Origin of the sequence: Bacillus sp. S2(2019) (genome assembly GCF_005144805.1) — a bacterium.
GTDB lineage: Bacteria > Bacillota > Bacilli > Bacillales > Bacillaceae > Bacillus > Bacillus altitudinis.
In genome coordinates, this window is the sequence record NZ_SWFL01000002.1 from 624,383 (window position 1) to 649,461 (window position 25,079).

Annotated in this window: 32 protein-coding genes; 11 read left to right on the forward strand and 21 right to left on the reverse strand. The window is 41.6% G+C overall.

The window, feature by feature from the left end:
- Positions 1 to 11: 11 nt before the first annotated feature.
- The gene (locus FBF75_RS08290; RefSeq protein WP_223255609.1) at positions 12 to 668 is read right to left on the reverse strand and encodes a site-2 protease family protein; all 657 of its coding nucleotides are present in this window, start codon (positions 666 to 668) and stop codon (positions 12 to 14) included.
- A gap of 113 nt (positions 669 to 781) precedes the next feature.
- Between FBF75_RS08290 and FBF75_RS08295 the strand changes: the two genes are divergently transcribed.
- Positions 782 to 967: a 2-hydroxymuconate tautomerase gene (locus tag FBF75_RS08295; protein ID WP_008343530.1), complete on the forward strand. Its 186-nt coding sequence runs from the start codon at positions 782 to 784 to the stop codon at positions 965 to 967.
- Positions 968 to 1,019: 52 nt separating this feature from the next.
- Here FBF75_RS08295 and FBF75_RS08300 read toward each other — a convergent pair whose 3' ends face one another.
- On the reverse strand, positions 1,020 to 1,832 hold the full coding sequence (locus tag FBF75_RS08300) for a zinc-dependent metalloprotease (RefSeq protein WP_008343532.1): 813 nt from the start codon (positions 1,830 to 1,832) through the stop codon (positions 1,020 to 1,022).
- A gap of 374 nt (positions 1,833 to 2,206) precedes the next feature.
- Between FBF75_RS08300 and FBF75_RS08305 the strand changes: the two genes are divergently transcribed.
- Positions 2,207 to 3,535 carry an LLM class flavin-dependent oxidoreductase gene (locus FBF75_RS08305; RefSeq protein ID WP_025208149.1) on the forward strand — a complete coding sequence of 443 codons (1,329 nt, stop codon included), beginning with the start codon at positions 2,207 to 2,209 and terminating at the stop codon, positions 3,533 to 3,535.
- A gap of 39 nt (positions 3,536 to 3,574) precedes the next feature.
- On the opposite strand, the gene FBF75_RS08310 is transcribed toward FBF75_RS08305, so the two are convergent.
- A complete protein-coding gene (locus FBF75_RS08310) occupies positions 3,575 to 4,459 on the reverse strand; it encodes a LysR family transcriptional regulator (RefSeq protein ID WP_076821284.1) in 885 nt (294 codons plus the stop codon).
- A gap of 150 nt (positions 4,460 to 4,609) precedes the next feature.
- On the opposite strand from FBF75_RS08310, the gene ssuE reads away from it, so the two are divergent.
- Genes ssuE through FBF75_RS08350 form a run of 8 tightly spaced genes read left to right on the forward strand, consistent with a single transcriptional unit; the run spans position 4,610 to position 10,124 of the window.
- Positions 4,610 to 5,161: an NADPH-dependent FMN reductase gene (ssuE, locus tag FBF75_RS08315; RefSeq protein WP_025208150.1), complete on the forward strand. Its 552-nt coding sequence runs from the start codon at positions 4,610 to 4,612 to the stop codon at positions 5,159 to 5,161.
- On the forward strand, positions 5,145 to 6,170 hold the full coding sequence (locus FBF75_RS08320; RefSeq protein ID WP_008343539.1) for an LLM class flavin-dependent oxidoreductase: 1,026 nt from the start codon (positions 5,145 to 5,147) through the stop codon (positions 6,168 to 6,170). Before ssuE ends, FBF75_RS08320 begins: the two co-directional genes overlap by 17 nt.
- A complete protein-coding gene (locus tag FBF75_RS08325; RefSeq protein ID WP_008343541.1) occupies positions 6,170 to 6,424 on the forward strand; it encodes a glutaredoxin family protein in 255 nt (84 codons plus the stop codon). The genes FBF75_RS08320 and FBF75_RS08325 overlap by 1 nt, the downstream gene beginning before the upstream one ends.
- Before the next feature lie 34 nt (positions 6,425 to 6,458).
- A complete protein-coding gene (locus FBF75_RS08330) occupies positions 6,459 to 7,022 on the forward strand; it encodes a GNAT family N-acetyltransferase (RefSeq protein ID WP_008343543.1) in 564 nt (187 codons plus the stop codon).
- 13 nt (positions 7,023 to 7,035) lie between these two features.
- Complete coding sequence (locus FBF75_RS08335; RefSeq protein ID WP_008343545.1) at positions 7,036 to 7,797, forward strand: amino acid ABC transporter permease; 762 nt, start codon at positions 7,036 to 7,038, stop codon at positions 7,795 to 7,797.
- 17 nt (positions 7,798 to 7,814) lie between these two features.
- Positions 7,815 to 8,657: a transporter substrate-binding domain-containing protein gene (locus FBF75_RS08340; RefSeq protein WP_056704190.1), complete on the forward strand. Its 843-nt coding sequence runs from the start codon at positions 7,815 to 7,817 to the stop codon at positions 8,655 to 8,657.
- A 16-nt stretch (positions 8,658 to 8,673) separates the two neighbouring features.
- Positions 8,674 to 9,384, forward strand: a complete 711-nt coding sequence (locus FBF75_RS08345) for an amino acid ABC transporter permease (protein ID WP_008343549.1) — start codon at positions 8,674 to 8,676, stop codon at positions 9,382 to 9,384.
- On the forward strand, positions 9,381 to 10,124 hold the full coding sequence (locus FBF75_RS08350; protein WP_046526747.1) for an amino acid ABC transporter ATP-binding protein: 744 nt from the start codon (positions 9,381 to 9,383) through the stop codon (positions 10,122 to 10,124). The genes FBF75_RS08345 and FBF75_RS08350 overlap by 4 nt, the downstream gene beginning before the upstream one ends.
- A gap of 104 nt (positions 10,125 to 10,228) precedes the next feature.
- On the opposite strand, the gene FBF75_RS08355 is transcribed toward FBF75_RS08350, so the two are convergent.
- From FBF75_RS08355 to FBF75_RS08365, 3 genes are all read right to left on the reverse strand, one after another.
- A complete protein-coding gene (locus FBF75_RS08355) occupies positions 10,229 to 10,729 on the reverse strand; it encodes a YwgA family protein (RefSeq protein WP_007497715.1) in 501 nt (166 codons plus the stop codon).
- Between the two features lie 30 nt (positions 10,730 to 10,759).
- Positions 10,760 to 12,061: an HD domain-containing protein gene (locus FBF75_RS08360; protein WP_007497716.1), complete on the reverse strand. Its 1,302-nt coding sequence runs from the start codon at positions 12,059 to 12,061 to the stop codon at positions 10,760 to 10,762.
- Between the two features lie 170 nt (positions 12,062 to 12,231).
- On the reverse strand, positions 12,232 to 12,453 hold the full coding sequence (locus FBF75_RS08365; RefSeq protein ID WP_003215259.1) for a YuzB family protein: 222 nt from the start codon (positions 12,451 to 12,453) through the stop codon (positions 12,232 to 12,234).
- A gap of 242 nt (positions 12,454 to 12,695) precedes the next feature.
- On the opposite strand from FBF75_RS08365, the gene FBF75_RS08370 reads away from it, so the two are divergent.
- Positions 12,696 to 13,496, forward strand: coding sequence for an RsfA family transcriptional regulator (locus FBF75_RS08370; protein WP_007497717.1), 801 nt, complete (start codon positions 12,696 to 12,698; stop codon positions 13,494 to 13,496).
- A gap of 35 nt (positions 13,497 to 13,531) precedes the next feature.
- On the opposite strand, the gene FBF75_RS08375 is transcribed toward FBF75_RS08370, so the two are convergent.
- The 15 genes from FBF75_RS08375 to FBF75_RS08445 all read right to left on the reverse strand — a co-directional run bounded on the left by FBF75_RS08375 (position 13,532) and on the right by FBF75_RS08445 (position 25,045).
- The gene (locus tag FBF75_RS08375; RefSeq protein ID WP_008343557.1) at positions 13,532 to 13,765 is read right to left on the reverse strand and encodes a DUF5970 family protein; all 234 of its coding nucleotides are present in this window, start codon (positions 13,763 to 13,765) and stop codon (positions 13,532 to 13,534) included.
- Positions 13,762 to 16,038 carry a glycosyltransferase gene (locus tag FBF75_RS08380; protein WP_048001135.1) on the reverse strand — a complete coding sequence of 759 codons (2,277 nt, stop codon included), beginning with the start codon at positions 16,036 to 16,038 and terminating at the stop codon, positions 13,762 to 13,764. The genes FBF75_RS08375 and FBF75_RS08380 overlap by 4 nt, the downstream gene beginning before the upstream one ends.
- A gap of 103 nt (positions 16,039 to 16,141) precedes the next feature.
- Complete coding sequence (locus tag FBF75_RS08385; RefSeq protein ID WP_136944617.1) at positions 16,142 to 16,627, reverse strand: tetratricopeptide repeat protein; 486 nt, start codon at positions 16,625 to 16,627, stop codon at positions 16,142 to 16,144.
- Positions 16,628 to 16,666: 39 nt separating this feature from the next.
- Positions 16,667 to 17,512 carry an octanoyl-[GcvH]:protein N-octanoyltransferase gene (gene lipL, locus FBF75_RS08390; protein ID WP_025208157.1) on the reverse strand — a complete coding sequence of 282 codons (846 nt, stop codon included), beginning with the start codon at positions 17,510 to 17,512 and terminating at the stop codon, positions 16,667 to 16,669.
- A gap of 233 nt (positions 17,513 to 17,745) precedes the next feature.
- Complete coding sequence (locus tag FBF75_RS08395) at positions 17,746 to 18,141, reverse strand: SMI1/KNR4 family protein (RefSeq protein WP_017368244.1); 396 nt, start codon at positions 18,139 to 18,141, stop codon at positions 17,746 to 17,748.
- A 32-nt stretch (positions 18,142 to 18,173) separates the two neighbouring features.
- Positions 18,174 to 18,449: a hypothetical protein gene (locus FBF75_RS08400; RefSeq protein ID WP_024719453.1), complete on the reverse strand. Its 276-nt coding sequence runs from the start codon at positions 18,447 to 18,449 to the stop codon at positions 18,174 to 18,176.
- A 65-nt stretch (positions 18,450 to 18,514) separates the two neighbouring features.
- A complete protein-coding gene (locus tag FBF75_RS08405; protein ID WP_046344697.1) occupies positions 18,515 to 18,787 on the reverse strand; it encodes a hypothetical protein in 273 nt (90 codons plus the stop codon).
- A gap of 114 nt (positions 18,788 to 18,901) precedes the next feature.
- Positions 18,902 to 19,237: a hypothetical protein gene (locus tag FBF75_RS08410; RefSeq protein WP_024719455.1), complete on the reverse strand. Its 336-nt coding sequence runs from the start codon at positions 19,235 to 19,237 to the stop codon at positions 18,902 to 18,904.
- Positions 19,238 to 19,251: 14 nt separating this feature from the next.
- A complete protein-coding gene (locus FBF75_RS08415; RefSeq protein WP_136944618.1) occupies positions 19,252 to 20,958 on the reverse strand; it encodes a T7SS effector LXG polymorphic toxin in 1,707 nt (568 codons plus the stop codon).
- 11 nt (positions 20,959 to 20,969) lie between these two features.
- Complete coding sequence (locus FBF75_RS08420; RefSeq protein WP_008343583.1) at positions 20,970 to 21,248, reverse strand: YwqI/YxiC family protein; 279 nt, start codon at positions 21,246 to 21,248, stop codon at positions 20,970 to 20,972.
- 4 nt (positions 21,249 to 21,252) lie between these two features.
- Positions 21,253 to 21,651 (reverse strand): YwqH-like family protein, encoded by a 399-nt coding sequence (locus FBF75_RS08425; RefSeq protein ID WP_008343584.1) that lies wholly within the window; start codon positions 21,649 to 21,651, stop codon positions 21,253 to 21,255.
- 174 nt (positions 21,652 to 21,825) lie between these two features.
- Positions 21,826 to 22,092: a hypothetical protein gene (locus FBF75_RS08430; RefSeq protein ID WP_046526753.1), complete on the reverse strand. Its 267-nt coding sequence runs from the start codon at positions 22,090 to 22,092 to the stop codon at positions 21,826 to 21,828.
- A 13-nt stretch (positions 22,093 to 22,105) separates the two neighbouring features.
- Positions 22,106 to 23,440, reverse strand: a complete 1,335-nt coding sequence (locus FBF75_RS08435) for a TRAP transporter large permease subunit (RefSeq protein ID WP_007497735.1) — start codon at positions 23,438 to 23,440, stop codon at positions 22,106 to 22,108.
- A gap of 43 nt (positions 23,441 to 23,483) precedes the next feature.
- Positions 23,484 to 24,362 (reverse strand): prephenate dehydrogenase/arogenate dehydrogenase family protein, encoded by an 879-nt coding sequence (locus tag FBF75_RS08440; protein ID WP_136944619.1) that lies wholly within the window; start codon positions 24,360 to 24,362, stop codon positions 23,484 to 23,486.
- An 11-nt stretch (positions 24,363 to 24,373) separates the two neighbouring features.
- Positions 24,374 to 25,045 (reverse strand): RraA family protein, encoded by a 672-nt coding sequence (locus FBF75_RS08445; RefSeq protein ID WP_136944620.1) that lies wholly within the window; start codon positions 25,043 to 25,045, stop codon positions 24,374 to 24,376.
- Positions 25,046 to 25,079: the final 34 nt, after the last annotated feature.

The window sequence follows — 25,079 nt, forward strand, 5'->3', positions numbered from 1 at the left end:
CATTAGACCTCCTAAAGCAGCGGCTTAAAAATAAGATTGAACCAGTCAATAATTTGATTACGCATTCCGATCAACGGACCAAAAACAAACTGACCTAGCGGTGTGATGACGAAGATGAGGAAAATGATAATTCCATACTGTTCAAATTGCGTCATCTTTGCACGGATGCCGGGACTGACAACATCCTCAATAATACGATATCCATCCAGCGGCGGGATCGGTAATAAGTTAAATAGGAACAAAATCACGTTCAAGTTAATAAAGATTTGGAAGAAATAATCGATCCCCGGCTCAAAGCGCATGAGCGACTCCCCGCCAAATTTCTGAAGAAGCACATACACAAAAAAGCCTAGAAACGCCAACACCAAGTTACTTAATGGGCCAGCAATCGAGACGCAAATTCCTGCTAAGCGCGGGTTTTTGAAATGGTACCGATTCACAGGTACAGGCCTCGCCCAGCCAAACCCAGCCACAAAGATCAAGATCGTCCCGAAAATATCAAGGTGCTTCAATGGATTGAGCGTCAGTCTGCCTTGATTTTTAGCTGTCGGATCTCCAAAACGATACGCAACATATGCATGCGCCAGCTCGTGCATCGTAAAAGCCACAACAAGCGTAATGGCGACATATGGAATCAGTTCTAATGGATAAACAAGAAATTGGTCCAAAGGCATGAATCCCTCTTTCTTTCTATACAATGATTTACTTCATTCAGTATACTATAAGAAGTCCCTTAAACTAAAGGGAAGCGTAGCATGAAAGGAAAAAGGAGGTTTTCGCCATGCCAATTATCACCGTTCAAATGCTTGAAGGAAGAACAGATGAGCAGAAAAGAGCTCTTGTGGAGAAAGTCACAGATGCCGTTGTTGAAACAACAGGCGCAGGTGCAGAAAAAGTCTCTGTCATTATTGAAGAAATGAAAAAAGAACATTATGCTGTAGCAGGAAAGCGAATGAGCGACCTGTAAGCATATAAAAAGGACAAACACTTTTTCGGTGTTTGTCCTTTTGTCTCTTACCTTATCTGTACCAAGCTTTATTACGGTTCACTTGATTTTTATGAGCCGCATCGAAGTAATCGACAGTGTAAGAATAATCATAATTCATTAAGCAGACAATTCCGCTGCCTTGAGGGTCATGCGGCAAACCAAAGTTATGGCCATATTCATGTGTAGCCGCTTTTGCTGTATTCGCTGTTCCTTGATCAAGGTTGACACTGAATGCACTTCCGCTCGGTGCACTATTGTAAACATAAGCGATTCCGCCAGCATCAAAGTTTGGATTTGCTGTAAATCCTGTGACAAAATCGTATCCTCTGCCATCAAAGCTGCGCTGAAGGTTGGACAAAATTTGTGATGAATTTGATCCTGAAGACGTCCAAGACCCTACGGCTTGTACAACAAAGTCCACATCATGATCACGGTTAAATGTCACATCCGCTTGCTCAATGATGCTGACAATGCGTGTCTGCCAATCACTATATTTCGCACGATACTGCGCATCAGCTACTGCGTAGACGGTCACTTTCTGACTGCCTGTACTAGCTTTTGTTGAAATCGAATCTCCTGTATTTGCTTTAAAGGTTCTAGACCCTACCTGTTTACCAGACTCATCTAAAATCTTTGTTGTCACATCTCTTTCAATAGGAGGTGCCTTCGTCAAATCTTTAAAATCGTTTGCCTTTGGCAACCCTTCACTAATATGTGTTTCAAACGGCGCATGATCATGATCATGCCCATGACCTGCACTTGCAACTGGTGCAGAAGCTGAACTTACCCCCGGTAACAAACTACCTACCAATAAAAATGACAAAAAGACTGAACGCTTTTTCATTCCTATCCCTCCTTTGTTTTTCACAAAGTTATATATTCACTGAAAATTCACCATTTTCCTTCTATTCAGTCAAAAACAGGGAATTGGATATACAGGAAGAAAGTCGAAACATGTCATTTTCACTAATTTTTCGGATATTTTGACACACATTTCATCAAAAAACAGCACTTTTGGTCTGGGTCATTTACATAGTAATCATCCGCCTTTTTCTAAAATGATGTCATAGACCCAGCCACATCATATAAGGGAGAAAAAATTGATATTAGAAAAGATAAAGTCAGACTTTACTGATACGAATTATACTTCTTTGCGATTCTCCCTTATGATGAAGAACATAAAAACAATGCTACTTCAAAACAGAAGGGACGATCCACATGTCTGAAAAAAAGCACATACAATTTGGATTAATGTTACATGGTCCAGGAGGTCATATGAATGCATGGAAGGATGAATCCGTTCCAGCAGATGCAAGTGTGAACATTGATTATTATCAAGCAATGACAAAAAAGGCAGAAGCAGCGGGTTTCCGTTTTGTCTTTGTCGCAGATGGCTTATATATTCATGAACATTCAATTCCTCATTTCTTGAACCGATTTGAACCATTAACCATCTTATCCGCTCTTGCAGCGGTCACGAAACAGATTGGACTTGTGGGCACCGTATCCACTTCTTACAGTGAGCCCTTTACCATTGCACGGCAATTCGCATCCCTAGATAAATTAAGTAAAGGCCGGGCCGGATGGAATGTTGTGACTTCCCCACTTGAAGGCTCTGCTGAAAATCACATCATTCGTCCGCATCCAAGCCATTCACTTCGATATGAAATTGCAGAAGAATACTTAAAAGTAGTGAACGGCCTATGGAGCTCATGGGAAGAAGATGCTTTTATAAGAGATCGATCAACAGGGGTTTTCTTCGATCGGGATAAACTGCACACATTAAACCATCATGGCAAACACTTTTCTGTCAAAGGTCCTTTGAATATCGAACGATCTGAACAAGGTCAGCCCGTGATTTTTCAGGCAGGTGCGTCAGAGGCAGGAAAGGATCTAGCCGCAAAAGAAGCGGACGCAGTATTTACGAATGCAGACTCACTTGAGAAGGCGAAAGCATATTACCGCGACGTGAAAAATAGAGCCGCAGCGCTGGGCAGAAATCCAGCTGATATCAAAATTTTCCCTGGCATCCACCCGATTACAGGGAGAACAGTCGAAGAAGCAGAAGAAAAATATGAAGCCATTCAACATCTGGTTTCTATTGAAGAAGCCCTTCATTACCTGGGCAGGTTCTTTGATCACTTGGACTTCAGTCAATTTCCACTTGATGAGCCATTTCCTGATATCGGTGATGCCGGTTCAAACAGCTTTCAATCCACAACAGAATCGATTAAAAAAATGGCGAAAGAACAAAACTTGACCTTAAGAGAAGTCGCTCTACGAGTGACCACTCCCAAAAGTGCTTTTTTCGGAACTTATGAACAAGTGGCAGACCAGCTGATCCAATGGATCGAAGAAGATGCCGCAGATGGATTTATTTTTGGCGCGCCTATTCTAGCAAGCGGTTTATCTGAATGGACGGAACACGTCATTCCGATATTAGTAGAAAGAGGATATTACGACCCGAATTATCCAGCTCATACCCTTCGTGAAAATTTGGGTCTGCCTATCAAGAAGAATCAGTTTCTTAAACAAACCGTGAAATAAACATGAAAAGAGGGGTTAGCTCAAAGGCTCCCCCTCTTTTCATGTTGGTTGATGCAGTCGATTTTCGATGAGATCAATGAATTGAAGTACGGCTCTTCCTGGCGAATCATTTGTTTTTCTCAATAGACCAACTGGCGGAGAAACATGAATGCCCTTTATCTCTAATACCTTGGTGCCTGGAAGGGTAAAGGAATGAGCAGTTCGTGTAAAAAGAGAGACACCTAATCCAGCCTGAACATAATGTTTATGGGACATGCTGCTCGTAATCTCTAACTTATTGTAATTGGTCCCAATGACATCGACGATTTGTTGTTCGATTTGAATACGGATGGGGCAATTGTGTGGCGTGAATAAAATGGTCTCATCCTTTAAATCTGTCACCTCCACTACCCTTTTTTCCGCTAATCGATGGGAAGATGGGACGAGCAGCACGATATCATCTTGAAAAAGAGGCTTATAGCTATTCTCCATCGAAGCTTCTGGTGCTCCGCAAATCGCAAAATCAATCTCATCATGAGAAAGTAAGGAACTCAACGTATTCGCATCCGCTACTTGCACAGAAAATTCTACATTCGGAAACCTTTCCTTGAATTCTGCAATAAGTGCAGGAAATTCTAAGCTGGCTGTAGGCTCAGAAACACCGATTCTAATGAACCCCGCAATGCCCACTTCTAAATCTTGGAGTGTTTTCGTCAATTTCTCATATTCATTGAGTAAAGAATTGGCTCTTTCATAAAAAAGCTGTCCTGATGCTGTTAACTTTAAGGTCTTCCCTCTTTCTAGAAGCTTCTCTCCAATTTCCTCTTCTAAATGTTTGATGTGCAAAGTGATGGTTGGCTGAGAATAATTCAGCGCTTCTGCTGCTTTTAAAAAATTTCCGTATTTCACGATCGTGGCAAAGGTGCGTATCGCTCGAATCTCCATGAAAACCCCTCTTCTCCCTATATTTTAAATATCTGAATCGTGTATTTATGATTACTAATTATACTTTTCTATTGGTTTGCCTTATTATAATTTATATTATCAACTATTCCAAGTTGTTTAGAAGGAATTATCAGAAATGGAGGAGACGAATTGGCAAAAGTAACGATTATAGCAGGCGGGCATTCCGTCCAATCTCGGTTAACCGGTGTCCTGCAACATATCCATCATCGTTTGGCGTTACATGGGATTGATGTTCATGTCATTCAAGTCCACCAGCTTCCTAGCGGCGCCTTAATAGGAGCAGATTTTTCAAACGAAGCCATTGTGAAAGCCATTGATCTTGTGAATGAGAGCGACGGTGTCATTGTGTTAACACCTGTCTACAAAGCGTCTTTTTCCGGTATTTTAAAAACTTTTTTAGATCTACTCCCCCAGAAAGCGTTACAAGGGAAACCCGTTCTTCCCTGTGTTTTAGGAGGAACATACGGACATTTACTCGTCATTGAATATGCACTTAAACCTATTATTCATCAACTCGGTGCAACCGTCGTTCAATCTGGTGTGTATGTTGTCGATCAACAGGTCACAAAGCAGGATTCAAATAGCTATGTGCTTGATCCAGATGCCACAAACAGATTAAATCTCGCACTATCTCAATATCAAAGTCTAATAGGAGGAACAGCTAATGTCGCTCACCCTTAGTATTCTTGATCAAAGCCTCGTCAGTGAAAACGAGAAAGCAGAGACCGGTATTCAGCATACTGTCAGATTGGCTGAAGCAGCAGATCAGCTTGGTTATCACAGGTTTTGGGTGTCTGAACATCACAATAATTCTCAAGTGGCAGGATCATCCCCTGAAGCCCTCGCTGGTTATCTTTTAGCAAAAACGAACCATTTGCGAATTGGGTCTGGCGGTGTCATGCTTCAGCATTACAGCCCGTTTAAGGTGGCTGAAACATTTCATGTACTGGCATCACTAGCGCCTGGCAGAGTCGATTTAGGCGTTGGGAAAGCACCGGGAGGGTTGAACCTCTCGACACAAGCGCTTCAGGAAGATTATCAAGCGTCACGGAAAGACTTTTCTCAAAAATTAGTGGATCTCAAAACGTATCTTACTGAACAAGCAAATGAGTTAAATGCTCAACCAATTCCTAGCGTATCACCCGACATGTTCCTTCTAGGCGGCAGTATTGAGAGCGCGGAATTCGCAGCAAAACTTGGGATATCCTTTGTGTTTGCCTATTTTATTAACGGGGATGACGCATTATTAAAAGAAGCAAGAGAGACTTTTCAAAAATTCAAGACACAGAACACGCACCAGCAATTTCTTCTCGCCATCACCGTATCTGTAGCAGAAGACCATGAACAAGCCCTCTCGTACATCAAGCAAAAGGAAACAGTAAAGGTCTCCTTTTCCGATGGAAGAAAGCTTAATGTGACGTCACTAGAAGATGCAGAAAAGCTGGTGAAAGGAACAAACAAGGAACACTACAACATTCACGTTCAAAAAACCGGTTATACAGCTGGCACAAAAGAAACCGTTCATCACCGGCTGACTGAACTAGCCGAGACATATGATATCAATGAGTTCATTGTGCTATCTCCGATTGTAGACATTGAGGCAAGAATAGCGTCTATCACATTATTAAAAGAAGCATTTGATCATGAACTAACAGCCAAAAACCAAATAAACCAAGAGGTGAGCGTCTAATGTCAAATAATCAAAAAATCATTTTATGGAGCAAAAATGGATGCAGCTATTGTCAGGACATTCAGTCCTATTTCAACGAACAGCACATTACTTATTCAACCATTGATGTAACAGAACATGATCATTACAGAAATATTTTAGAAGAAAAATACGGCGTCCGTTACGTGCCAGTAGTAGAAATCAGCCGTGATCCCCACGTGTATCAAGCATTGCTGAATCCAGATATCGATGCTTTACGAAAAGCGTTGAGCTGACATTACACACTACCCTTTTGATTGGAGGTTTGTCATGAGTCGAGATATTTTTCGCATCGCTACCGAAGAAGATGCACCGGCTTTTCTAGAATTGCTGTCCAGTGCATTTAAACCGCTTGGAGAAATGGGCATTGATTGGCCATCCACGAACGCCACACTTGAAATGGTCACAGAAAACATCAAACAATCCGTTGCTGTTGTGTTAGAACGAGACGGGCGGCTCATATCAACCATCACCATACGTTTTCCGTGGGAGAGCACTCAACCGGTTTCAGGCTATCCATTTGTTTGGTGGTTTGCCACAGCTCCTGATTTAGCCGGTCAAGGGATCGGAAATAAGCTGCTCGATTATGTAGAAAACACCTTGCTCCGGCAGACATTTAAAGCACCAGCATACACACTGGGCACTTCTGGCCGGAAACACCCCTGGCTTCTAGAGATGTACGAACGAAAAGGCTATACAGCATATATTGAACGTGAAGCCGATAATGGCGACTTAGGTGTATTAATGTATAAAGTCCTCATCCCTGAACGGTTCGATGCCGCCATATTAGGCGCACCGCCCTCAGAAGAAAAAGTCCAAACGACTTCAACATAGGAGGTGATTCAACATGGGGGAGTTTTTCAAATGGGAGTATGTCGTCACACTCTTCCCTAAAGTATTGTCAGCTCTTCCAACAACCTTACTGATCGTTTTATTTGCCACTTTGATTGGCAGTTTTCTTGGATTCATTCTTGCTTATTTTCGAATTGAGCGTATTCCCATCCTGCATCAGCTCAGTGCAATTTATGTCTCATTTATTCGCGGAACACCTATCCTTGTTCAAATGTTTATTGTGTTTTATGGCCTGCCTGGTGTGCTTGCAACAATAGGGCTTGATATCTCCATGTGGAACAAATTGATCTTTCTGTATATTACATATGGACTCAATACAGCTGGGTATTTTTCAGAAATATTCCGATCTGCCCTATCGAGTGTCCCAGCATCTCAATATGAAGCGGCCGCCTCGATTGGACTGACGAAATGGCAGATTTATAGAAGAACGCTTATTCCTCAAGCAGGGAGAATCGCCCTACCTAATATCGGCGTGGCCATTGTCAACTTATTACAAAATACCTCCCTCGCCTTTACATTAGGTGTGATGGACATGATCGGAAAGGTTCAAACATTAGGGGCTTTATACTATCGCGTATTAGAAGGATACTTTATTGCTGCCGTTATATTTATCATTTTAAGTATGGTGTTAGAAAAATCATTTGACCTATTGGAAAAACGGATCAATACACCGAAAACAAAAAAACAGCGTCAGACGGCATTGCTTCCCTTAAAAAGAGCCGAAGCGGCCTTTACTGTAGAAAAACGTGCAAAATAAACTGAGGAGGAATTTACATGAAAAATAACAGAATATTCAGTAATCATTACATCATCGGCCTGCTTCTACTTGGTTCATTGCTCCTTGCCGCCTGCGGAAATAATGAGCAATCGGATGAAATCAAAGCAGAAGCAAACAATAATGACCCAGATGCAAAAGAAATCGTCATCGGGACAGGGAACGCCTATCAACCCTTCGTTTACTTAGATGAAAACGGCAAATTAACAGGCTACGAGAAGGCTGTATTAGATGAAGTGGATCAGCTGCTGCCACAATATAAGTTTAAATATGAATCCTTTGAGTTTAAAAATATTCTGCCTGCTTTAGATGCCGGTAAAGTTGATCTCGCTGCACACCAATATGAAATCAATGACGAGCGTCAGAAGAAATATCTATTTGGAAAAGTTGGCTATACAGATTATACAAGCTATGTGGTGGTGAATAAAGCATCCGGTCATGACTTTCAAAGCCTGGACGATTTAGCTGGACACAAAGTGCACACCTCTACAGGAAGTAATTTCGCTTATCTGCTAGAGCAATATAACGCAAAGCATGATCGGAAAATTGACATTGTCTACGGGGATGGCGGGAACGAAATTTTAGTCAAAAACCTGCAGAATGGCACGGTCGATGCTGCCTTACTCACAAAGTATGACGTCAATAAGCTAAACAAACAGTTCAATGCTCATCTTGTGACATCCGGAAAGTCTGTAAACGTATCTAAAACGTATTATTTATACCAAAAAAACAATACAAAACTTCAAAAGGACATTGATCAAGCCCTGCAAAAACTGATTGATAACGGCAAGCTCGCTGAATTGTCTAAAAAAATATTGGGCGGAGACTTTACTACATCATAAGAAAGGAGCGATCTGAGTGGATTTTGACGTTGCTTTTATGTTTCAGGCCTTTGTAGCCGCACTTCATTATTTGCCAACGACGCTGCTATTAGGCTTTCTTCCGCTAGTATTCGGCTCCATCTTTGGCTTCGGTATTGCCCTTATCCGTTTTTATCAAGTGCCTGTATTGTCTCCATTGTTCAAATGGTTTGTGGCGATTTTTAAAGCCATTCCTGTTGTATTAATCTTGCTCGTATCTTATCTTATTTTTTCCGATTCGCTCGATCAATTGGCTGCATCTCTTTCGCTGCCCATCCGTTTTAGCGATTTAGATAGACGATGGATTGCCATTTTCGCCCTTTCTTTATATGCCGTCAGCGGGTTATCAGAGATATTTCGAAGCTCTCTTGCGTCCATCCCAAAGGGTCAATTTGATGCCGCTCTATCCGTTGGTTTCACAGGCAGGCAGGTGTTGCGAAGAGTGATCATTCCACAAGTCTTTCCCATCTCTCTTCCTTTACTGAACAACATGCTCATCAGTTTAATCAAAGCCTCTTCTCTCGTCTCTATGGTATCTGTGGTCGATATTTTAAACGGCGCTTTAATTAAAGCCAATGTGAACTATCGTTATCTTGAAGCTTACATTGCTGTTGCCCTTATTTACTGGGCTTTGTGTGCCTCTATTGAAGCCATCACTGCTGGATATGAGAAATATGTACACAAAAGTAAAAGGGGGCGGTTCGCATGATTCACATCAAACAAGTGCATAAAGCATTCGGTCAAAACCAAATTCTAAAGGGAATTGATTTAACGGTGGAAAAAGGCGAAGTCGTTGTCATTTTAGGACCGAGCGGCTCTGGGAAATCAACATTTCTCAGATGCTTAAATTTTCTTGAGCGTGCGGATCAAGGTGAAATCAGCATTGATCAGACCACTGTCACATTCAATCAAGCAAAACCGAAAGACATTCTAGCAATTCGCAGAAAAACAGCCATGGTCTTTCAGCAATACGACCTGTTTATTCATAAAACAGCACTTGAGAATGTCATGGAAGGCTTAGTCATTGCCCGTAAACAACCGAAAGACCAAGCCTATGACACAGCACTCCAATTGCTCAAAAAAGTAGGATTACTAGAGAAAAAAGATGCCTATCCGCATCAATTATCTGGCGGACAGCAGCAGCGAGTAGGCATTGCAAGAGCACTTGCATTGAATCCGGAGGTCATTTTGTTTGATGAACCGACCTCCGCTTTAGATCCCGAGCTTGTAGGTGAAACACTTGACGTCATTAAACAGGTGGCACAAACAGGCGTCACCATGATCATCGTCACGCATGAGATGAGCTTTGCCTATGATATTGCCGACAGGGTCATTTTCATGGAAGATGGTGTGATTGTCGAATCAGGCACACCAGAAGAAGTCTTTGAACAGACGAAAGAAGAACGGACAAAACAATTTTTAGCAAGATTTTCTTATCATCATTCCTAAAAAACAAGTCGATCCATGAGGTCGACTTGTTTCTGTTTCTATATGCGTGCAAAATAAAAACCAGTCTGTTCTAGCCATTGGCTATCACAAACTGGTTCTTGTCGTTAGTTCAATTCCTTCAACTGATCAATATAAGCAAGAGCTGCCTCAAATTCTTCGTCCGTATAGCGCTGCTTGCTTTTAATGGTGAAGACCTTTTCCTTTACCTCATCTTTTGGCAGATCATCAAAGTATAAAATCGTTGAGACAAGCTCTAGAAAACGAGACGATTGCTCATTCATCTGCTGCGTCAGCACTTTGAGGTCAGGCATGTCCACTTCACACTGATCGAGAAACTCTTTCCCATTGTCCGTCAGCGAATAGCGATATTGATAGTATCCGCCCTTTTTTTCCTTCATTTCGTCCAAGAATCCAAGGTTGCACAGCTCTTCAATTCTGAGCGTCAACTCCTCTGAATAGGGGCCATAAAAATGAAAATCGTATTTCTCGTAAAAAGGCAAATCTAGCTTTTTTGCTATGTAAATCATTTTTTGCAGCTTCTTCCGTCCAACGATTTCCCCAGATTCAGAGAACACCTTCATCAACTTTGCATGCTCTTTCAACAAATTCCCGACATCTCCTTTTTCAGTACTTCCTTATCCCAATCCAAGCAGCTTCATGATCGCCTTCTTTTCTTCAGCTTTTTCCGACATATCTACAATTAAGTCCATCGGGAAATAAAGTTTATGATCGGTTCTTCGTTTACCGGAAATGGCGTCAACAATATCTGACTGTCTCGACAGTTCTTTAATATGACCACTTTGCGTCAAAAGGTGGATCGGCAGCCGTTCTTCTTCTTCGCCCGGTCTATAGAAGTCATAAGGCAAATCAGAGGAAGAATCGACCACTAAATAATAGTCAGGATCAATTCCTGCTTCTTTGAACAAAGCCGTCAGCTTGAAATATTTCGTCATTTCTTCGTTTGGATTAAACTCTGTATATTGGAATAAACGGCGGTTCATAAAACGGCGGCACAAATCAGCCAGCACGTGATCTTCTTCATCTTCCCACGCCTGAAAATAAAATAAGACAATGGATTCATCCAGCTTAATATAGTCCTCTGTGGTGACATTTCCTTCAAAAATTGAATAAAAATGAACCGGGGCATGTGTAAAAATGTAGCCAGTTTCATGCAGCTCTTTTGCACGATGGAGGATTTTTGTTAAAATGACCTCCGCGCTGCGGGTCACTGGGTGGAAATACACTTGCCAGTACATTTGATAGCGGCTCATAATATAATCCTCTACGGCATGCATCCCGCTCTGTTTCATCACAATCTGATCTTCTCTTGGACGCATCACGCGTAAAATACGTTCCATATCAAAGTGACCATAGCTGACGCCTGTATAGTAAGCATCACGCTGCAAGTAATCCATTCGGTCGGCATCAATTTGACTTGAAATCAAACTGACCACCTGTTTGTTTTGATACGTTTTGGCAATGACTTCTGCTACATGCTTTGGAAAATCGTCACTGACCCGGCGCAGCACTTCATTTACTTCCGTCTGCCCTAAAATGATATCTCTTGTAAACGATTCATGATCTAAATGAAAGACCTTTTCAAAGGAATGAGAAAACGGACCATGTCCAAGGTCATGAAGTAGGGCGGCACTCAGTACAAGCTCACGCTCCCCTTCATCCCATTCGGGTCTTCCTTTAAACACATCATCCACAATTCGTCTGACAATCTCGTATACACCGAGTGAATGATTAAATCGGCTGTGTTCTGCCCCATGAAACGTTAAATAAGTGGTGCCTAGCTGTTTAATTCGTCTAAGGCGCTGGAACTCTCTCGTTCCGATTAAATCCCATATCAATGCATCCCGTACGTGAACATAGCGGTGCACAGGATCTTTAAATACCTTTTCTTCGGATAATTTCCCTTTTGGATACGCCATCGTTTCGTCCCTCTTTTTTTAAGACGTGTTTCTATTATATCGGGTAACTTTTCCCGAAAACATCCTTGAATTTGCTGGCGAATGTGTTCTCATAGATTGAACGGACGTAAAAAGCCCGACCTGACAGGGACGGACCTCTTTTTAGGTCGACTGAACACATTCAGTGACATTTATTTGACTTTTTTTTGAACCTTTTCGAGTAACTCATCTTCTGTTGGTGCGGATAATGGGCGATTGTTCACAAACGCAAAAGCCTTTTTTCGTCCTGGACCGCAATACGATTGACAGCCAATCTCAATTTTTGCATCAGGGTCAACCGATTTAAGTCGAGGCAATAACGTTTTTAGGTTCGTCGCATCACAATCGTCACATACGCGAAACTCATTAGCCATGTTCTTACGCTTCCTTTCAATGATGAAACTTCATTCTATATGAAACAGTTGGACAACTAAGAGTGAATAATATACCACCCAACATTGTACATCGAAGCGACTGGAGTTGCAAGAAGCATTGTCAGCACAGAGACGTATTCACATAAAAGCTAGTATTTTCCACTATCCTTTTAGCAAACTTGTATAAACCTTCTTCAACTTGGCTAATCTAATACCATCAAATCTTATGGGGGTTTAAACACATGTCAAAACAAAGACAAGATGCTTGGTCAGAGGAAAATGATCTCCTTCTGGCAGAAACCGTCTTACGTCACGTCAGAGAGGGCAGTACACAACTGAACGCATTTGAAGAAGTTGGAGACAAGCTAAACCGTACCTCAGCGGCATGCGGATTTAGATGGAATGCTGTCGTGAGGCATCAATATGAAAAAGCATTGGCACTTGCCAAAAAACAGCGTAAACAACGCATGCGTGCACTCGGCAATGGACAGCCTGCGAAAAAACGTTTGCTCTATCAGCCGCAAGTTGAAGAAACGATCACACAGGAAGAGTTCTCTCAAGAACTGGAACCTGCGCAAGAAGAAACATTTGCACCTGCAGCCGAAACAGCCGAACAGCTTCAGTTTGTGGATCAAAGCTACAATGAAGAGTTAGCTAGTTTATCACATTTATTGTCACAGGCTTCTCAAGTGACAGAGAAAAAGCCAGAAGCCAATCCATTTGGGCAGCGCCAAGAGTTAACCATTGAGGATATCATTGATTTCTTACGCCGCTATGAAGGCGATGGACAGCAATCATCTGCCTTACGGATGGAAAACAGCCGGTTAAAACGAGAAAACAACGAACTTTCACATAAAGTGTCTCAACTAGAAGCTGAAGTGAAAAAGCTTGAAAAGGATCAGCTCACCATTCAAGAAGATTATGAAACACTCGTCAAAATCATGAACCGTGCAAGAAAACTAGTTTTGTTTGAAGAGGACGACAGTGCCGCACCAACCTTTAAAATGGACCGGAACGGCAACCTTGAAAAAATGGCAGAATAACCAAAAAGTGCTCCCCACCTGCGGGAAGCACTTTTTTAAATATCCAAAAATAGCATCACGCTAAAAAGGACATTGATCAAGAAGACGAACATAAAAATGTACCTAACTTGCCTCACCTGAAAATCACCAAAGATAAAAATATAAAGCCCTGCGATACCAAGCGTCAGTACAGGCTGAAGAAACGGCACGAAAAGCGAAATGCCGTAGCCGGCTCCTATGATGACAGGAAGCCATAGTAAATAGAGGTAACCGCCATTTTTAGATTTCAAGAAACCACTCCCTCTCTTTCTTCTATCTGCTTGATTTCAGGCTGAACAAACTTGAGTCCGGCCATTGTACGACCTCGCTTTTGTGATGTCCAAATCGCAATCGCCGGCTGATCCGTTAGAGATTCTGTGTCAATGGTGATCAGCACTTGCCCATTTAATTCAATTGAATCTTCAAACTCAATTTTGCACCCAGATAAACTGATATCATGTATGATCACCGGCATCTTCTCTGCTAGTCGGTCCTCATAGGCGATCGTGCCTGTCACACCTTGCAATGGCCTTCTCATCCATTTGCGCCGTAGAGCCTTTGGTACCTTCTCCGTTTCTCTTAAAAAGCGGAGAAACGTCCGAACAGCATACGATTTTTTCTCACGATCCGTCACCGCTACATGCTCTCGTGTGAATAAGAAACGGATCAGTGATAAATACTCTGATTTTTGTGTGTCAGTAAAAGCAACACCAACCATCAGCTTGTCTCCCTCTGGATAGCTCCAAACCACGTCACACGACACACTTTCATTCTCTGAAAAAAATAATTGCGTTTGTCCTTGATATAGAGAAGACGCTTTGTCCAATGGAATGGATAGACGTGCACCTGAATCACTCATATCTAGTAGAAAACAAGCCATCGACTGATCTTGATGATCAGAACGAAGATGCCCCTCTTTTTCAATGATAAATCGCTCTGATTTCCGATAACGCGGTCGATCAAACGCCACAAGCAGTGCCATGAATAAGCCTGCACCGTTATAAAGCACCCAAAAAATATTAATCAACATGAGATCAGCGTTCATCGTCCCATTTACCTTCACATCGTACCCTATTTTCACAAGGGCAAGCAATGAGAGCAGCAAGAAGAGCAGATGGGGAATCATCGTTTTCAGATGAAAATGCCTTTTGTCCGTTTGAATCCCCTTCGGTGTCACCAGAAATTCAACACGTTTTTTCAAGAACAGTTCACTGAGTGCCACACCAGCTAAATGGAATGCCATTGAACTTTCATAAATATGACTCCAAAACATACTTCTTTTTTGATTCGACACAAGTTTAAATGCTAAATACGAGCTAAAGAACGCCGGCAGCCAAAACATGAAAACGGACTGGAAATCTGCCCAGAAACTTTGAATACCAAACAATAAAAACAAAATCGGTGTGAGAATATAAATCATTTTAAACAAACCGTTAAACCAATACACAATGCCATCTAAATAAAGAACTCTCTGCATCAGCGTTAAGCCGCGCACCTTCAAAGGATTAAACTTACGGGCACACTGAATGTTCCCTCTCGACCAGCGATCTCTTTGCTTTAACAGATCAAGCCAGCTTTCAGGTGCCAGACCGACGGCTAATACTTCTCCGACAGACACAGATTTGAATTTCCCCTGGAGAAGCATTCCTGTTGCCATGTCTTCTGTAATCACTCCAGTAGCAAATCCGCCAATTTCATCTAATGCCGTTCTTCTAAAAACCGTATTACTCCCAACATACATGACGGCATTAAACCGATCCTTACCAGCTTGGAGAGTTTGCATGAAGAAGTCCTGCTCATTTGGAATTCGATCTTTCGAGAACATATTATATTGGAAAGGATCTTCGTTATAAAACGCCTGTGGAACTTGAACAAACGCAGTTGCCCCATCATGAAAATAGGGCACTGTTTTTTCTAAAAATGAAGGAAGAGGGACCATATCTGCATCAAGCGTCAGAATCAGCTCCCCATCCGTTTGAGACATTGCATGATTTAAATTACCTGCCTTAGCAAATCTGTTATCTGTTCTTGTCAGATAATGAACACCAAACTCAGAAGCAAGCTGCTCTACAACTTCCCTATTGCCATCATCACATAAATAAATTTGAACGCTTTCCTTCGGATAAGAGAGATTCAAACAACCTGCAACAGTGCGTTTCAGCACCTCAATCGGTTCATTATATGTAGCTATGAAAATATCAACTGTTGGCAGCCTGTCAAGATCACTGATCATGACTTGTTTCCGATTTGAAGGCTTCCAAACCAGTGTATAAAACACAAGCAGCTGGATAAACCCAATGCATTCACAGGCAACAAGCAAAATGCCCATGACAATATTAAAAGTACCTTCATGCGGCAATGTAAAGAAGAGGCGCCAGCAAATATAGGCAGCATTTGTTAACACACATAGCACAATGATGACTTTTTTCACAGTAGAGGCCATTGGCTGGATACGATATATCATATACAACAGAGACAAAATACAAAGCATAAACAGCGGGTAATACGTGGTGATGAGTGACAAAACATTTTCCTTCTTTCTTATGTCATAAAGGACTATCACATATAAAATGTCATAGCAAAGGAGGGGATTCTTCCATTACATTGCCCCTCCATTTCTATATAAATCATTTCCACAATCGATCTAACTGATTTGAATAAAAATCAATGGCCTTTCGATAACTCAAAATAGCAGGATCGTTTGTCGTTTCAGTCAAACAGTTCAATAGTATTTCCATGGCTTTGCTATGTTCATTTAAATTATACAAAGTCATGGCATAAAACGTTTGAATGGCTTTATTATGCGGATAAGCTTCCATCGCATGGAGGAATATTTGTTTTGACTTTTCATATTCCCCTAAGGTTCTGTATGTACTTCCTAATCCTAAGAAAGCATCTTCTCTTTCTTCTGAAGACAAACCTAGCTCAAGCGCCCTCTCATAAAAAAAGACAGCTTGTTTTTCCTCCCCTAACACATCATAGCTCCAAGCACATTGATAGTGAATGGAGGCATGATCTGGATACTCTTCTACAAGATGGATGAGCATGTCATTGGATTCTTGAAGATGGCCATTTTCTCGAAGTTCAATCGCTTTCAGAAGTTTCGTTTCCATTACATCACCTCTATTTTTAAGATGGCTGGAAAGATATGTTTACGAGAACACTTTCTCATTCCGCTCAATCATCCGTGTCATGTTCTTCTCAAACTCCAGCTGTTCCTCGGTGGTCAGCCCTGAAGCGGTCAGTTGCTCGCTCAGCTTTTGAAGTTCTTCTAGTAAAAGACGCATGAGAAGCGCACAATCAATGGGTTCTCCAGTTAATTCTGATAGGGATGCCATCGTATCAGGCTGTATATCAGGGAATACCGCTTTCACCTCATGCCTTCTATCCTTTAAGGCCGCCTCATAAAAACGGCGAATCAAATCAGCTCGTTCCCGGCCGCTTCCATCTGCACACAAATAGATTTGCACAGCGACTCCTCCGCGTAATCTACGCTGAGAAATGCCGGCAAATTTCTTTCCATTGATGCTCAAATCGTAGCTACCTGGACAGTAAGAGCCGACAATTTCATAGGCTTCAATGTCCACCTCATACATCGACAGCATCCGGCGGATCAATTCCACCATCGCATCATATCCTCGGTCAATATCAATGCCCTTCTTTTGTTCCGCAAAGATTAAAGACACATTCAGTACGCCTTCATCCAGCACAACAGCAAGACCGCCTGAATTGCGCACAATCACGCGATATCCCTCTTTCGCAAGAAGCTTTACACCATCTTGGAGAAATGGAAGTCTTGTATCCTGAATCCCAAGAACGATCGTATTGTGGTGCACCCAAGAACGCGCTGTCGCTGGTGAGAGTCCTTTCCCGACCGACGCACAAAGCGTATCATCCATCGCAAAAGATTGCTTTGGGTCTACATAGAGACCAAGGCTCGATTGATCTATGATTCGCCATGTCGGCTGCGTCAATAACTCAATAGGTTCATTTTTCATGTCCTGCATATCCTCTCGTTCATAAACTGTGTTTATTATAACATGGAGGGAGAATGAGAGAGAAAAAAGCTCTATGACAAGGAACGTCACAGAGCTTTTCAACTGGATTTGGTTTTCTTGTTCTTCCTTTTCGAAATGAAATAAACAGCTGCAATCAAAACGACAGGAATCCCAACCACGAGGCATGCAGCGATCAATGTGTTCCACGGCAAATCGATCATCTCCTTAATAGACTAAACTTCTATGAAACAGCCGTGACTTACCCAGCTTAACAAGTCTTCAGCCACCAATTCCGCATGCTGAGGGTCCATCACACCAGCATCGACGATCCACACTTTTTTCTCTTCTTCTGCCTGCCGCATAAGAAATACTCGCCCGCCGCCATCGTCACCAATGGCTACATAGCCGCTGGCATAATGATGGACTTCCCATGTTTTATTGCGTTCTACAATGTCTTCAGTTCCGTATAAAAGCAGGTCGCCTCCAATGGAACATCCATTTGATTGTTTCAGTAAGACTTGATGGGCATGAGGAAACATCATATTTAGTTCAGCTTCTGCCTCTTTGATATGTATGTCACTTGCTGGTTCGTTCATGACCAAGTTGGGAATCTGAGAAAAATGAATCATTTTGAAAGCCTCCTAAAAGGTTGAACTAGCGTTTATTCAGCTGATTTTGTCATAATCCTTTTATACACCCGCAGGAGCACCTTTAATAGAAAATAGAAAATGATGACATCGAGTATAAAACCAAAAAATAGAAATTCAACACCATAATTTGAATGCAGGACTAGCCAATCAATGGGAAAACCTCGATAATCCGAACCGGCATGTGGGACATAAACCCCTCTCATAAAAGCTGTCCCAATGACGAGAAGAACACTGATGCTTAATAGCCAATTGACTGTTTTTTTGTTGATGTGTTTTTTCTGATTCATACGAATTCCTTTCTGTGTTTTTGTATCGCTTTCTAATACAAAGACTTCTACCTATCACTATATAATCAATACAACAATTCTTTTAGTAGACTTTCCGCTTTATGTAATTCATCTAAGAATGGATTTAGATAGTCATTATGACTATCCAAGTAAGCCCTAACTCCGCCAATGATAAAGACCTTTTGGAGATCATCATTGGCTTGCATGATTCTTTGGGCATTCTTGTATCTTCTATATATTAATTCAAGTACACCTTGATTGATCTCTTGCGAATATTCTTTTTCTAGGATGTTGATGACCGTTTGGATTTGTTTCTTTAGTTCTTGTTTTTTGTTCATTTTGTTCTCCTATTTACAGCTTTTTGGAACAAAAACAAAGCCGATGCTCGAATCGTTATATTTCGAATATACAAAAGACCCTCTTACAGAGGGCTCTTATTACGCCTATTGTTTTTATTCTTCAAGGGATAATTCCCATAACTTTTGACCGTTTGCTAAATACACTGCATTAGGTGGATCATCATAAAGGGATATTTCTACTAAAGACCTTTCTTCTCCTATCAACCAATCATACACTCTGCTTTCTTTATTTGGAGACGATATGATGTTCTCTACTCTAAAAGCAACGGCATAATATTCAACGTAATTGATATCATCATCCTCTAACCCATTATCAGTTTCGTAAAGTGTGTCTGGTTTCCCTATGATCTTTAATCCGTTACCCCACTCTAATATCAGCTCTTCCCCGCCGTAATCATCTAATGTTTTTATTAAAGGGTTATAGTCCATATGTATCCACCTTTTTAATTTAATTCTAATGGTTTTGAAGGTACGATATGAGCACCATCTTTTGAATAATGTATTGTGCCTCTAGTAGTCTCTATATATTGTTGAGTTTTCATATCATAAGTCTTTCCTATCTTTTGACCAAAATCTATAACTTCTCTCCCGTTTTTTAGGAATTCCCCTCTACCAGCGTATTTATCAAGCAATTCTTGTGCCTTTTTATTATCTCCGTAAAAAATGCTTTTCTTTTTTCCGTTTGCTACTTCTTGCTTGTAATTTGGTGTTTCTGGAATATGTTTTTCTTGAGCTCCTGATTTTACTTTTGCAGGGAAACCATTTACTTCACGGTAAGGTCCCTTAGGTACGGATTGTTTACCGTAAGCAGGTGTTTTAACCCTCTTCACATTCTTCCCTTGCTCCAACCTAAAAACATATTTCCCAACCTTCACTATTTTCGTGATTGGGATGATAGAGGCTGCGGATAAAGCTTGGTCTGTGCTGCTGATGTTTCGGCTGGTTTCTGGGTCTTTACCAGTAACGGCTCGGTAGCCGTCGTAGATGCCGCTGTATTCTAAAATGATGTTTTCGGCGGTTGAGACTACCTCACCGTCTAGTATGCGTTTGGCATTTCCGCGGCTGCGGCTTTCTGGGATGTTGTCGACTTCTTCTATTCTTACTTCGCCGTTTGCGATATACGTTCGGATGATTTGTTTATTGGCGTAAACGGTGTATCTCCCGCCTATAAAATCAATGTCAGACGGATCTGTGACGACTTCATCAGCGATGTCGAATTCTTTTAGCTTTTTGATGCCTTTTACGTTATATAGTTTACCATTTACGACCCTGATGTCTCTATGAATCTTACTTTTCCCGCTCACAGATTCTTTTTGTAATGTCGTAAGCAATGGATCGTTTGCTTTGACTTGCTTGTTGACGTTTCGGAGGGTACCTCTATGAACCACCGTCTCCACATCCGCCTGTTGTTTCTCTCTCAGCTTCTTCAACATGATCATCATCGGGTTTTCTTTCATGTTGTCTATTTTGTCATTCAATCCGCTGATCGTGCTGCTTATTTTTTCTTCTTTTCCATTTTTGAAAATAGACCCTTTTTGATAGCTCGTGATGTCGATTTTGGGACCGGTGAACATGGTGCTTAGCGTGTTGATGTATTGCTTCATTGTTTGCAATGCACTTGTTGTTTCATTCATAGCACTTGTTTGTTCTCTGTCAAAGGCATGGAGCAGTCCAATGGTTCTGGATGTCTCAAGCCACGTTTTTTGATAGCTCTGTTGAAAAGCAGACTCGTCTACATGAGGCAAGTGAACGATATGACTGACCCTGCCGATCGCCTGGCTCACATCTGAAACAATGTCAGAAATCGCTCGCTCTGCTTTTTTTAAACCTGAATCAAGTTCGTGTTCAATAAATGCTTGTGATATAAAGCCGTGCTGATTTGATTCAAGTGTATGAAGTGCCTGCTTTGTTTGTTTGAGCGCAGAGCTGTATTCCTCAATGACAACCTGAAAAAATTGCAGGAAGGGAATATGGCATTCTGTATAAAAGGAGCGGATGGCTTGTCCCGCCTCTCCCTTTAGTGCGCCATCAAGTGAGATGATCTGTTGGATTTGTTTTTCTATGGAGCTAATCTGTTGTGATTGCTGCTTTAATGTATTCAGCGTTTGGTCAATTCCGTTTATTAGCGCAAAAGCATCAAGGGTTTTCATTGCGTTCTCCTTTATTTTCTTTTACTGCTGGAAGCAAGCGCCTTGTCCGTTTCGATCATGGTGTTCACCGCTTGTTCTGTTTGTACAAGTTGTTTCTGAAGAATGTCTATATAGGATGTACTTAATTCGTTCAACTGCTGATTGATTTTTTCTAATGTGTCTGCCGTCAGGAGCTGATTTCTTCCTTTGATGGTTGTTGGAAGTGTTGCATTCATTTGAGCGCCTGATTGTTTTGCATGCTGTAATACTCGTTTGACCTGACTGGCATCTATTTTAATTTCTCTGCTCATGTGACTACCCTCTTTTTTCTTCCAATTGTTTCTGCTTTTCTTTCTCTATTTTTCTTTCAACCGAATGAATTTCATGTTCTAATGAATGGATCTCTGATTTTAAGTCGCTGATTTTCTCATCAATTCGGTTCACTAGATTGGTCAGCTGTACACTTTTTATCTCTTGACTGGCGGATGCCATCTCGTCTCGAATGTCATCAAACGTATCTGCGAGATGGCCAAACCATGTATGTGATGTCAGATCTGGATGAGTCATTTTCTTGTTAGCATCTGCCAGAGCAGACTTTGCTTCTTTTATTTCTTTTCGACACATGTTCAGTTCTATGATTTGTTCTTTTTTTATGGATATGTCTGCCTTTAACGAATACAAGGCTGTTGTATAACCGATGATAGCTCCAGACATCGTCAAACACCTCTATTCCTCAAATAGTCCTCCGTTATGTTACCATTTACTAGCACAAGAGGCATATGATTGAAAACGAATTCACTAAAAAATGAATCGTATGTATTGGGTTTTTATACCTAATTCACACGCACAAAAAAGCTGAATTCATCAACTGAATCCAGCTTTTCATGCTTATTTGAGCGAATCACCTGCTGATGCTGATGGATGATCGCTAAATGAGGTGTCTTTCTTCTCAGGTATATAATGGAGTGAAAACCCGACAAGGCTAAAAAAGGCACTTAACACCAGTGTTGGGTTTTTAAATAGGTTCGTACTAGCAATGATCATATCTCCCTTTTGCAAGAGAATTCCTAGTATTTGACCGAATACCAACAACGTTCCTGACGTTAGAAATAGGACAAGCAGCACTTTAAATAACAATTCCATCAATACTCTCATCTGTTTCTCCTTTCTATACGGGAAGTATCTCCATTCCAATGAGCCAGCCAATACCAACGATCGGAAGCATATAATAGAGGATCAGTGGGATAAAGGTTTTTTCTGGTCTGGCCCCTGCAAGACCAGAAGCGATAAATATGGACCCTGATGCAGGCGGGGAAGCGCCTTCAGTTGATGAAAAAGCAAGAATGGCAACTACAGCCACAACTGGGTCCACTCCAACTGAGATTAAAGCTGAAAATGAGACAAGCCCAACTGCTGTTAATGTCGCTGTTGAAGATAGAGGGCCTGCCACCAGTGTGACAAGAACACCCACAATGAGCACCATGAGCCATTTCGGAATGGCAAGTACTGATGTGATTTGCGTCAAATCATCTGCGAGCCCTAATTCAGCAAGCACTTGACTAGCAGCCACTGCAAACAGCATCAAAGCGCCAATCGTTGTGAATTTAGGAATGGCTGATTTGAAAAATTGAGACCAATCTAAAGCAGACGCCTTGCTTCTTCCAATTGTTAGACTAATTAATATCATGAGAATCGGAATCCACGTAATTAAAGAAATTTGATCCATTGCCTCCGGTCCGATGTTTGGATTACTTTTTAAGTAGTTTGCAAACGGACCAATGGTGATCATGATAGGAATCAAGGCACCGAAAAAAATAAAGATCGACTTCCACCCTTGTTTTACCGCTTCCCAGAAAGGAAGAATATCATCTGGCGGCATGGCCTGAATTTTATTCTTTTTCACCAGAAGATACACCAAAATAAATCGGTATACGACTTGATACAGTCCTCCTATTAGAAGGGCAATATATAAATCTCCCTCAGATACAAGGGCGGCAACTGGTGCAAACCCAAGCATGATAAACATGGAAGAGTTCGGAGGCAGTGCCGCTCCAAGTCCGCCATTCCCTGCTAGAATCGTGGCCGTATGGGTCCGGCTCCACCCGGATTTAATCATCCAAGAGGCCGTGATAGAGCCAGTCGCAGCTGTGTTTGCAGAATTTGAACCTGAAAGAGCGCCTAACACTGCTGAACCTAACGTACTCATATAAGCCGCTCCACCAGGAAGTTTGCCTACAACCGAATTTAGGATTCGTAAGAGTGCATGAATTAATTCCAACTTTTCGATTAAATAGGCCATGAATACAAATGCGACAGCTGCATAAAGCACCTCATATGTGGATGCAAATATTAAACCATCCCAGAAAAGTCTTAACGCATCTAATCCGCCAAATAATGTGGTCGCAATAAAGCCTAGTAGCATGGCTTCTCCCATATTCCGTTTCACCATAACATTCCATATAATGATGACAGCTATGAACACAATCAACGCAATAAAACCCATATCGTTTCTTCGCCTCCCCTTTATTAAATAAAACGCTTACAATTTATTCCCCTTGCTGCATCACGTCAATGACTTCTTCCCAGCTAGCAGGTTTTACCCCGTCAAATCGTTCAGCAAAGTGAAAGTCTGCTAATCTCTCAAGCTTCTGTTGTGCTGCCCGAGACATACTGGCATCAATCTCTGCTTCATCTAGCATTTCAATAGAGCCAAGCAGCTCAACCGCCCGTCTTTTTGCATGCAATGCACTCCCTGTCACAAGACGGTTCATGGTCTCTTCAAAACTTTTGCTATCGATTGTATCGCTTAGTGAAGAAATCACTTGATGTTCCACATTATATTTTTTGGAAATTTCCAAAAATTCAATCAAGAGACCGACAATCCCCTTCATATAAATGCTTCTGATTAGCTTTAGTGCCGAAGCATCTCCTGGCTGGTCACTAATTTTTGTGATATTCATGCCATAAGCATTCATCACTTTCATGAATTGGTCAACTCCACTGCCGCTTGCCGTGATCGGAACCTTGTGTTTGTTGATTGGAAGAGGCCCTAGCATGGCGGCATCTACAAATAGAGCTTCTTGCTTTTCAATTTCGTTTGCTACTTGTTTTTTGATGTCTGGTGTTGATGCCGATACATCTACATATAATTGATTCTTTTTCAAACTTCCCGATACGGATTGTGCCACTTCTAAGGTTTTATTCGCTGGTACAGCTGCAATCACAAGATCAGATTTCTCAATGAGTTCGCTAATACTGCTCGTTAATTGAACGCCTGTTTGCGATGCTTTTTCTTTCAACGAGCCAGCTAATTTCTCATTTTGTAATAGGACATCATACGCATAAAATTGATTTAATCCTTCTGTTTTCAATCCCGTTGACAGCTCATATGCCGCTTCACCATATCCGATAAAACCTATTTTCATCACCGATTCCCCTATTCCTGAATTTTTTTCATTCTGCTTTCTAGCCATGCCGGTGCTAAGAGACTGATGTCTTGCTTTCCTTCGTCCACATACTGTTGAATCGTTTTTAATCTCTGATGTTCATACGCTTGTTTCTCTTCCGCTAGTGTCAGCAGGTGTTCCGCCTTTTCCTTTGGAACGATGACGACTCCATCATCGTCAGCAATGACTAGATCACCTGGGGCTACTTTGACACCGCCGCACGAGATGGTTTGATTCAATTCCCCAGGACCATCTTTATAAGGTCCGTTTGGCATAAATCCCTTACTGTAGATTGGAAAAGCCAGCTCCTCTAAAGAGAGTTTGTCGCGAACAAGCCCGTCAATCACGATTCCTTCTATTCCTACAGCCTTTGCTGAATGTGCCATCAATTCCCCTAAATAGGCATGACCCTTATGGTCTTTTCCATCAACAATCAGTACATCTCCTTCTTTAGCAGAGTAGATCGCTTGATGAAGAAATAAATTATCCCCTGGCCGTAAGCTAACAGTAAAAGCTGTGCCGACTACATTCATGCCTTTCGCAACTGGTTTGATTTGATGATCCATCGCGCCGGTGCATCCCATTACGTCTGACAGCAAGGTCGAGTTAAGCTTTTTTGCCCTAGCGATAAGATCATTTGACACGAAATGAACAGTACTCATTGTTTCCATCATCCCCTTTGAGTTATATTCATTA

Bases quoted from the DNA above. Each gene is read 5' to 3' on its own strand.
- FBF75_RS08320 (WP_008343539.1), top strand. From the start codon at position 5,145: ATGTCGCTCACCCTTAGTATTCTTGATCAAAGCCTCGTCAGTGAAAAC.
- FBF75_RS08370 (WP_007497717.1), top strand. From the start codon at position 12,696: ATGTCAAAACAAAGACAAGATGCTTGGTCAGAGGAAAATGATCTCCTT.
- FBF75_RS08325 (WP_008343541.1), top strand. From the start codon at position 6,170: ATGTCAAATAATCAAAAAATCATTTTATGGAGCAAAAATGGATGCAGC.
- FBF75_RS08385 (WP_136944617.1), bottom strand. From the start codon at position 16,627: ATGGAAACGAAACTTCTGAAAGCGATTGAACTTCGAGAAAATGGCCAT.
- lipL (WP_025208157.1), bottom strand. From the start codon at position 17,512: ATGAAAAATGAACCTATTGAGTTATTGACGCAGCCGACATGGCGAATC.
- FBF75_RS08420 (WP_008343583.1), bottom strand. From the start codon at position 21,248: ATGAGCAGAGAAATTAAAATAGATGCCAGTCAGGTCAAACGAGTATTA.
- FBF75_RS08295 (WP_008343530.1), top strand. From the start codon at position 782: ATGCCAATTATCACCGTTCAAATGCTTGAAGGAAGAACAGATGAGCAG.
- FBF75_RS08405 (WP_046344697.1), bottom strand. From the start codon at position 18,787: ATGAACAAAAAACAAGAACTAAAGAAACAAATCCAAACGGTCATCAAC.
- FBF75_RS08430 (WP_046526753.1), bottom strand. From the start codon at position 22,092: ATGAGAGTATTGATGGAATTGTTATTTAAAGTGCTGCTTGTCCTATTT.
- FBF75_RS08425 (WP_008343584.1), bottom strand. From the start codon at position 21,651: ATGTCTGGAGCTATCATCGGTTATACAACAGCCTTGTATTCGTTAAAG.
- FBF75_RS08335 (WP_008343545.1), top strand. From the start codon at position 7,036: ATGGGGGAGTTTTTCAAATGGGAGTATGTCGTCACACTCTTCCCTAAA.
- FBF75_RS08395 (WP_017368244.1), bottom strand. From the start codon at position 18,141: ATGATTCATTTTTCTCAGATTCCCAACTTGGTCATGAACGAACCAGCA.
- FBF75_RS08360 (WP_007497716.1), bottom strand. From the start codon at position 12,061: ATGGCGTATCCAAAAGGGAAATTATCCGAAGAAAAGGTATTTAAAGAT.
- FBF75_RS08410 (WP_024719455.1), bottom strand. From the start codon at position 19,237: ATGGACTATAACCCTTTAATAAAAACATTAGATGATTACGGCGGGGAA.
- FBF75_RS08440 (WP_136944619.1), bottom strand. From the start codon at position 24,362: ATGAAAATAGGTTTTATCGGATATGGTGAAGCGGCATATGAGCTGTCA.
- FBF75_RS08310 (WP_076821284.1), bottom strand. From the start codon at position 4,459: ATGGAGATTCGAGCGATACGCACCTTTGCCACGATCGTGAAATACGGA.
- FBF75_RS08415 (WP_136944618.1), bottom strand. From the start codon at position 20,958: ATGAAAACCCTTGATGCTTTTGCGCTAATAAACGGAATTGACCAAACG.
- FBF75_RS08305 (WP_025208149.1), top strand. From the start codon at position 2,207: ATGTCTGAAAAAAAGCACATACAATTTGGATTAATGTTACATGGTCCA.
- FBF75_RS08300 (WP_008343532.1), bottom strand. From the start codon at position 1,832: ATGAAAAAGCGTTCAGTCTTTTTGTCATTTTTATTGGTAGGTAGTTTG.
- FBF75_RS08330 (WP_008343543.1), top strand. From the start codon at position 6,459: ATGAGTCGAGATATTTTTCGCATCGCTACCGAAGAAGATGCACCGGCT.
- FBF75_RS08350 (WP_046526747.1), top strand. From the start codon at position 9,381: ATGATTCACATCAAACAAGTGCATAAAGCATTCGGTCAAAACCAAATT.
- FBF75_RS08365 (WP_003215259.1), bottom strand. From the start codon at position 12,453: ATGGCTAATGAGTTTCGCGTATGTGACGATTGTGATGCGACGAACCTA.
- FBF75_RS08340 (WP_056704190.1), top strand. From the start codon at position 7,815: ATGAAAAATAACAGAATATTCAGTAATCATTACATCATCGGCCTGCTT.
- FBF75_RS08435 (WP_007497735.1), bottom strand. From the start codon at position 23,440: ATGGGTTTTATTGCGTTGATTGTGTTCATAGCTGTCATCATTATATGG.
- FBF75_RS08445 (WP_136944620.1), bottom strand. From the start codon at position 25,045: ATGAGTACTGTTCATTTCGTGTCAAATGATCTTATCGCTAGGGCAAAA.
- FBF75_RS08400 (WP_024719453.1), bottom strand. From the start codon at position 18,449: ATGAATCAGAAAAAACACATCAACAAAAAAACAGTCAATTGGCTATTA.